The 7744-nt window shown below is 43.9% G+C and carries 1 pseudogene; it reads right to left on the minus strand.

The window, feature by feature from the left end:
• Positions 1-43: 43 nt before the first annotated feature.
• Positions 44-7734, minus strand: a pseudogene (locus AU387_RS11835) (beta-ketoacyl synthase N-terminal-like domain-containing protein).
• Positions 7735-7744 lie beyond the last annotated feature (10 nt).

Below are 7744 nucleotides of genomic sequence, written 5' to 3' on the forward strand. Positions count from 1 at the left end.
AGCAGATAAAAATCCCCCTTTTAAAGGGGGATTTTATATTTCCTCAGCGCTTTACCAATTCATCAGCGTTTTCTTCGCTGGCTTCATGTTTTTTGCGAAAAGCCTTAAGGAAATTCGCGTTTACCACGCCTCTGTTTGAGTATAGTTTTTCACAAAACTCCAGCATGGCGCTGGACGCTTTAGATTCTGTTAACATCATCATGTGATTGCTGGAATCGACATCCACCAGATGGAATTGAGGGATTTGCCGCTCCCATTCCTCCCAGTAGGCAGTATCATCCAACGGTATTTTTTCATTTGAAATGGTAAAGTAAATGTCCAAGTCGCCAAGGAAAGATCTGCTTTTATTGCGGAAATAAAAACATTTTACCGCTTCAGGATCCACAAGCGGCTGGACAGTGTACGCCTCAAATTCATAAGCATGCTGAGCTTTGACCATTTGGTTAAGCTGAGTCCGTATTCTCTTCTCCGGTTTGTTTAATCCCCGCTTTCTTGCTAAACCAATCAGTTCAGTTAAAAATTCCTCTTCCTCTCTGTCAACATCTACCTCTTCACGGCTGATGAGAACGTCTGTAAGCTTTTCCGGCTGAACAATAGATGCCAGCATCGTATTTATCGTTTGAAGCATTGACGTTTTTACAGAAGGCTCATTTTGTTCACGTCCAGGACTGTAAGGGGAATCAATCATGACCATGCTTTTTACAGCAAGGCCCTGGCTTTGCAGCTGGCGTGTTACTTCATATGCGAGCAGTCCGCCTAAGGAATATCCGCCTACATCATAAGGGCCTTCCGGCTGTACGGATCGCATAATGTCTATATAATAGGAAGCCATTTGTTCAATCCCGTGTAAAGGAGCATGATTTGTCATAAAGCCCTTGGCTTGAATGCCGTAAAAAGGACGCTGGCTTTTCTTCGCAAATGGCGTATAGATTTCTACACCGCCTACTCCTCCATGAAACCAAAATACAGGGCGCCCCCGCTTGCCATCGTTTAACGGTATTAATTCCGGAAATGACCGGCTGACAGTCTGGACTGACTGGTCTTGTACTGTATTTTCCCGTTTCATTGCTATCAAGTCCACCATATTCTGCACGGTTTGACACGTTTGCAGCTCTGCCAGGCTGATTGACAGGCCAGCTTCTGCTTGCCATTGCTGCAATAACTGTATACAAACGATAGAATCAAACCCGTAATCTTGTAATGCCTTTTGAGGATTTAATTCTTCAGGTGTCATGCCCAATACATCAGATATCATTTGAATATCATTTCTTTTGTGAGGGGGAATCTCATCATTTGAAAAAGCAGGTGCTATTTCTGGTGACAGAAAGCCATTCCAGCAATTTCTTTTTTCAAACGGATAGGCGGGCAATGATATTCTCCGCGCACCTTTTCCTTGATGAAGCTGCTCCCATGGAATTTGCACTCCTTTTGCCCAGCAAAACGCGATCTTTTCAAGATGGTTTTCAGACAATAGTGTCTGCATCACGATATCGCCCAATGTTCCCTCAAGCAAGGCACCGATATCTGACATGCCTTCTTCTGAATTTCCGATAAAGCAAGGTACAGTGCTTTTCGGCTTTTCTGCTTTTTCCGCAGCTGTTAAGTACTCTTCCAATCCGAGTACGAGTTCATCCTTACTGCGGATAACCAGGGCCATCCGGTCACTCATCTCTTCTCGTCCGACTTGAAGTGTGTAAGCGTAATTTTGTAAAGACAGTGCTTTTTGCTGTTTTACATAGTCAAGCATCTGTTGAACAACGGCTCTTAGTCTGTCTCGGTTTTTTGCAGAAAGCACCACAATGTGCGGCTCATCTGTATGTTCAATTGCTGGTTCTGTATGAGAAGGAACATATTCTTCTAAGATGATGTGCGCGTTTATTCCTCCAAAACCATAGCTATTAATGCTTGCTCTGCGAGGTATCGTTCTGCCTGCATCATCCTGTATTTCTTCCCATTGCTGGTTCCCGTCAATCATCCGGAAACGCGTTTCCTTTATTGACACCTGATCATTCAATGAATCAAAACCGGGAATACCAGGTATTGTTTTATGCTGCATCGCCATGCTGACTTTCATAAGAGCAGCCATGCCTGAGACCAGTTCTCCATGCCCGATGCTCGGCTTTAAGCTGCTGATGTAACAAGGCATTTCTCCTTGCAGTTGGTGTGAATGCTCCGATTCGAGCTGTCTGTATCCCGATTTCAACGCTTCCACTTCTATAGCATCAGCCACTGGCGATGCGATCCCGTGCGCTTCTATATAAGTCACCGTTTTCGGATCTACTTGCGACCCTTGGTAAGCCTTCTTCATCGCATCCTTCATTCCAACCGGATTAGGCGCGTGCAGTGACATTCCCCTGCCGCCATGCGATACACCTGTCCCTTTAATGACAGAATAAATATGATCAGAGTCTTCAATGGCTTTTTGTAAAGGTTTAATGATGAGAACCCCTGCACCTTCACTTCGAACAAATCCATTCGCCTCTGCTTGAAAGGACTTGGCTTTCCCTTCCGCACTCAAATATCCCATTGAATCAAAGCCGCTAAAACCCTTTGGTGAGAGCAGGAGATTCACAGCGCCAACAATGGCTTGCTCACATTCGCCGTTTCGAATGGATTGAATCGCTCTGTGCAAAGCGACAAGAGCTGAGGAACAGGCAGCCTCATAATATTCACTTGGCCCTTTTACATTCAGTGCATAGGAAATACGGTTTGGCATTAAGGAAGGAATCACAGCCGCATCGGTATTGCCGGCTGCGACAAAAACTCCTGTCGGGCAGCTGGATAAGGCTTGGCCTGTTATACCGGCGTCTTCCATCGCCTTCCACGCATGTGTCAAAAGCAGAAACTCCTGGGGATCCATTGTCGCTGCTTCTTTCGGTGAAATGCCGAAAAACAGCGGGTCAAACTCACCTATGCCTTCTATAAATCCGCCCCATTGAAGGCTTGACTGCTTCCCATCAGTATTTTCGGTATATTTTCGCCAATCCCAGCGTTCTTCCGGCACTTCAGAAATACAATTCCTCCCGTGAATCAGGTTATCCCAAAATTCCGTTACATTGTTTGCTCTTGGAAACTGCCCCGACATGCCGATAATGGCTATGCCGTCTGCCGTTTCTTTTGTTTCATCCGTCTTTCTTTCATAGGTTTGCATTTGCTTTATTTTATTTTCTTTTATATTCTGGGATTTCTGCTGTTGCTTGGTTCCTCCAAGCAATTGAACAAAGGATTTTTCATGTTTTTCGGCAAAAAAATCGGCCAGTTCTTGAAGAGTCGGATATTCAAAAAACAATGTAGGATTTAGCTCAATCTTTGTCTCTGATTCCAGCTCTCTTGTCAACGCAATCAATTGGGAAGAATCGATCCCTAAATCCATGATATGAACTTTTGCAAGAGACAGTTTTGATGGATTGGCCGTCTTCTCAGCCAGTTTATCTGTGAGATAACTTCGGATACGGTCTCTTATATCGTGTATTTGAACTTCCTGATTTTCCTCTTTGCTTCCTCGATCTGTTAAGCGGAATTGCTTTAAAGAGTAACCTGAATAGCGCAGCACCGTCTCTGACGCTTCATTCATCACGTCTATGTCAAACAGCAGCATTTCACCGGTATTCTTAACGAAAGTAATCAAAAGCCAGCAATCTTCTCTTATTTTATTTTTTGTGAATTGAATATCGTTGATTCCAAATGGCAAGAAATGCCCCTTTATGTCTAATTGTTCTATGAAACTGAGAATTGCCAGGTAAGCACTGTTTGTAATCAATGGGCTGACAGTGTAATGATGCGCATTTGCCATTCCGTTTTGAGACAAACGCACTTTTGCAAGGATTGAATTATTGCCTCTGTACAGATGAGTGATGGTTTTATACAAGTCTCCCCACTCAGCGCCGCCGTCGACGGTTTGATACATTTGGTCAATATGATCCAGCTCTGTTAACGAACGTTTTACACTTTCGATATTGACTTTTTTTGTTTCAAAATGATCTTTTTGGCATTGCCCGATTGCGGCAGGCTTCCACGTCTCAGATGCCCGCTCACGATACATGATTTGCAAATCGATTGCATGATCTTTCTGAAGAGGATCAGCTTTTACTTCAATTGTTTGCCCTTGGTTTAAGACAACAGGATTTAGATAACTTAATTTACTGATACGACCGCTGATTTCTTCAGGGAACATTTCAAAAAACGCGTCAATCGCAAGACTTGCATAGGTTGCACCGACGAGCACCCGTTCGCTGTTGAACACATGGCCTTGAACGTAAGGCTCATCGTATGCGAATGAATCTTGTATCAGCGGATGATTAGCCGTTTGCTCATCATGCCTTTTCCCTTCTTCATGAGGCAGGGCACCAAATTGAAAGACTGTTTGATGGTCAAATGCATAGTGAGGCAGATTGATCCAGCCAGTTTCATTCCCTTGATGTATATGGTCAAAATGAATCGAAGCCCCCGCAGCCCATTGCTGTGCTGTTAAGCTTGTTTCTTCATGAGCTGACCCTGCATTTGTAGAAATCGCACCTGATTGTAAATCAAAGGATGTATAGATACCATCCTGGAGTGAGCTTTCTTTTGTTTTTTGGAAAATCTTTAGTTTTTCAATCAATTCCTGCGTCGACGATACCGAAAATGCAGCCCGATGTTCTAAGTCATGGTTAATCCTGTGCAGTGAGCGTACAACTGCTCCAATAGAAGTAGATGGTTTTTTTTCTAAAAACACTCGCAGTTTTTCAATATAGCTGAGCAGGCTCCATTTCGTTTTCGCAGAAAAAACGGCCAGATAGTCCTGCTGGTGAGGCACTGGATGTTGCTGCTCAGATGCAGCGCCAATAAATTCTTCTATAATGAGATTCGCATAGGCCCCTCCCGCTCCGAAAGAATTAATCATGCTTCTTCTGGGCAGATGCTTTCCTGTATCGGGATCTTTTAACCGCTGCCACGGCTCTGTTCGTTTTTGCAGATAAAATGCTGTGTTTTCCAGGTTAATATTTGGATTGACAGGGGCGGCATTAATCGTCGGCACAAGCGTCCCATTTTTCATCTGCAACAGAACTTTGGTGAGCTGAGAAATGCCGGAAGCCGCCTCCAAATGTCCAAGATTCGATTTTACAGAGCCTATCGCACAAAACTGTTTCTTATTTGTATACTGATGAAATGCATTAGATAGTGCGATTACTTCAATCGGGTCGCCTAACGCTGAACCATTTGCCGCAGATTCTATATAGCCGATTGTTTCCGGATCAATGCCGGATTGCTGAATGGACTTGGAGATTAATGCAGCTTGCTGCTTCGGGTCTGGCGCTGTATACATCTGCCGTCCTCCGCTATGATTGGCAAAGCTGCTTTTGATGACGGCATAAATATGGTCGTGATCTTCTATCGCCTTAGAGAGCGGTTTTAGCAGGACGGCTCCGACACCTTCACCCGGAATAAGCCCGCTTCCTGTGCCAAAGCTCTTGCTTTGATTTCCGTTCCCTAAAAGATTTGCGCGCTCCAGCGCATCATATTTAGAGAGATCCAGTGTTAAATTGACACCGCCGGCTATTGCCATCGAACAGTTTTTCAGTTTCAAACTCTCACATGCAAGATGGATTGCGTTTAATGAACTGGAGCATGCGGAGCTGACAGCCAGACTTGGTCCTGTCAGGTTAAAAAATGAGAAACGCGATTTGCAATATGCCAGTCTCCGCCATTAGAGCTCAGCACCGCTTGTTCTAATGAAGGGATATTCCAAAAATACTGATTATACATGTTTCCAACAAAGACACCTACTCCCGTTCCGTTGTCCTGCAGTTCATTTAATCGGATTTGGGAATAGCCGCCGTCCTCAAATGTTTCCCAGACGGTTTCTAAAAATAAACGAAGTTCCGGTGTCATTTCCATTACTTGATTCTGATCCGCTTCAAAAAGATGATGATCAAACGCATGTATGTCTTTTAAAAATCCGCCGTAGCGCTTCTTATCTGACGATTGTAATGATTCTTTCGACAAAGTGTTTACTAAAGATGTCCGCCATCTTGATTGCGGAGCCTCTGTAATACAATTATCCCCAGCTATTAAATGCTCCCAGAGCTCTTCTACGTTCTCAGACATCGGATAACGTCCGCTTATGCCGATAATTGCAATATCTTCTGTGCCGTAATGATTCGGTGTGGTTCTATGAGAAAGGATTGCCTTTTCGTTTTTCGCTGTTTCGGTTTCTGATTTTGGATTCGCTTTTGCTTGCTGAGTTTTAATTACCTGCTGGTCTCCGCTAAAACGGCGCGTTTGATATGTAAACGGCTGTTCAGATTTTACTGGCTTCGCTTGAATAGAGGTTTCTTTATTTGCGGGCTGTGATTTTTCTTTCAGCAGTGATGTCCGCAGCTTCCCTCCATGCTCCTTTATCAGAAAATCGACGAGTTCTTTCGTATTGCTGTGTTCAAATAAAATTGTTTTCGGAAGCTCCCCCGTCAGTTTTTCTAACTCACGAATAAAATTCACCTGCAAAATAGAATCGATTCCATACTTCTCAAACGTTGTTTCTGCATGTATACGCTCCGGTGAAAGTTTTATCGATTTTGCTAACGTATGTTTCACAAATTGTGTCGTTTGTTCAAGAAGAGAACCCTCTTCACTATCCTTCGTTTGAGAATGATGTTCATCTAGATGGTAATCTATAATTTCTTCTGCTGGTTTTGCTGTTCGCGTTTTTTGACGGACGATTCCGTCACTTTCCGCTGCAATGATCTGCTGGCCGAGCTGATGTGATTGTTCAGCCATAAAGGAAACATAACGAAAGCCCTCACTCTCAAGCACCATTTTCCATGTGTCTGGATATAAACCGGGGCAGCCCGGGATACGCAGATCGGGATCTTCATACAGCCACCAGCCCTCTAACAATCCAAAGGTCAGGTGTGAATATATATTATGGTCATTAATTTCATTCAGAACGAGCAGGCCGTTTTTCTTCAAAACCGCTTTGGCATTTCTCAATGTCTGCCGGATATTTTTCGTCGCATGAAGCACATTTGCTGCGACAACTACATCGTATCCGCCCGCTTCTATATATTGTTCAGCCGCCGGCTCTTCCACATTAAATACCTTATACGTCAAATAAGGGTTGTCCGGACCGTATGTTTTTTCCGCATGCAGTAAAAACGCTTTGGAGAGATCTGTATAGCAATATTCTTTTATATGTGACTGATAGGCTTTCATTTTTTGAAAAACCGCAGCGCTTGTACCGCCTGTTCCCGCTCCGATTTCTAGTATACGAATCCTTGCTTCAGGCTCTTGCTTTAGACGCTCCTGCATAAAGGCAGCCAAGGTGTCTGCCAGCACATCGTTAAAATAGTCTGCGACTTGATTGTTTTTATAGATTCCTTCCACTAACTCCATAGATGAGTTCGGAAAAAGGATATCGGTGGCAGATGCCTTGCCGGTCAGAATATCCGGCAAGGCTTTAAGTGCAGTCTCTACTAACACCACCATGGCTTTCATGTTACTGTCTTGAAGCAAGTCTGCTTTTTTTTCATCCCATTCGTTCCACAATTCATTTATGTCCTCTGTTGAGCGGGTTACGGCGAATCCATTTGCCGTTTGTTGAAGAAAACCATGCCGCTCCAAAATCGATAGGCTCTCCTCAAACCATCTGCCATAGAAATTCTGCAGCACCGGCTGGGGGTTATTTTCCTTGAAAAATCCTATGGACTGCAATTGTGCTAACAGCATCTTACAGAGAATGTCTTCTGTGTTTCGCATTGGCGCTTCC

Source organism: Bacillus halotolerans (assembly GCF_001517105.1).
GTDB lineage: Bacteria > Bacillota > Bacilli > Bacillales > Bacillaceae > Bacillus > Bacillus halotolerans.